At 61.0% G+C, this 893-nt stretch carries 1 pseudogene; it reads left to right on the top strand.

Going from position 1 to position 893, the window contains the following annotated elements:
- Positions 1-893 (top strand): annotated as a pseudogene (locus ACE04F_RS02260) (RHS repeat-associated core domain-containing protein); the annotation flags it as partial.

Below are 893 nucleotides of genomic sequence, written 5' to 3'. Positions count from 1 at the left end.
CCAGCGGCTCACGCGGCTCCGTTCACCGCTGACCGACAACCCCGTTCTTTAACAACCGGACAACACCGGCATTGGCTCGATCGCACCAATACCTATGCCAACTTTAAAACCCGCGACGCCGAAGGCCGCCTGCTCAGCCACACCGACGCCCTGCGCCAACGCACCACCTGGCACTACAACGAAGCCGGGCTGATCCAACAACGCCAGGACGCCAAGGACACCACCCTCGACTACCGCTGGGACCGCCTCGGCCAACTAGTCGAACTGCGCAACGAAAACAACAGCAGCGCCCGCTTCAAATACGACCCCGCCGGGCGCCTGCTCAAGGAAACCGGCTTCGACCAGCAAACCACCCACTACCTCTACGACCACGGCAGCAATCAACCGACGCGCCGCCTCGATGGCGATCGCGTCAACGAGTTTGAGTACGACCCGATGGGCCGCCTGATCGCCCGTCATGCCGGGCACAAGGACGGTCTGGAGTGGCAGACCGAAACCTTCGCCTATGACGGCAACGGGAATTTGCTGCTCGCCGAAAACGCCGCCTGCAAACTGCAATGGTTCTACGACCGCGCGGGCAACAACACCCGCGAGCATCAATACCTGCGCTACCTGCAGGAACCGCATGTGGCGGTGTGGAAGCATGAATATGACGCTCTCAACCAGCGTATCGCCACCACCCGACCGGATGGGCATCGGGTCAGTTGGCTAACGTACGGCAGCGGTCATTTATTGGCGCTAAAAGTCGATGACCAAGAGCTGCTCAGCTACCAACGCGACAACCTGCACCGTGAAATCAGCCGCGACCAAGGCAACGGCCTGCAACAACGACAAGCCTGGACGCCCAACGGTCAGTTGTTGGAGCAAGCCTTGGGAAAACGCGGCGACTCCCA

This window comes from Pseudomonas sp. AGC41 (assembly GCF_057334555.1).
The sequence above is the reverse complement of the archived record's forward strand: the minus strand, read 5'-3'. Positions and strand labels throughout refer to the sequence as shown.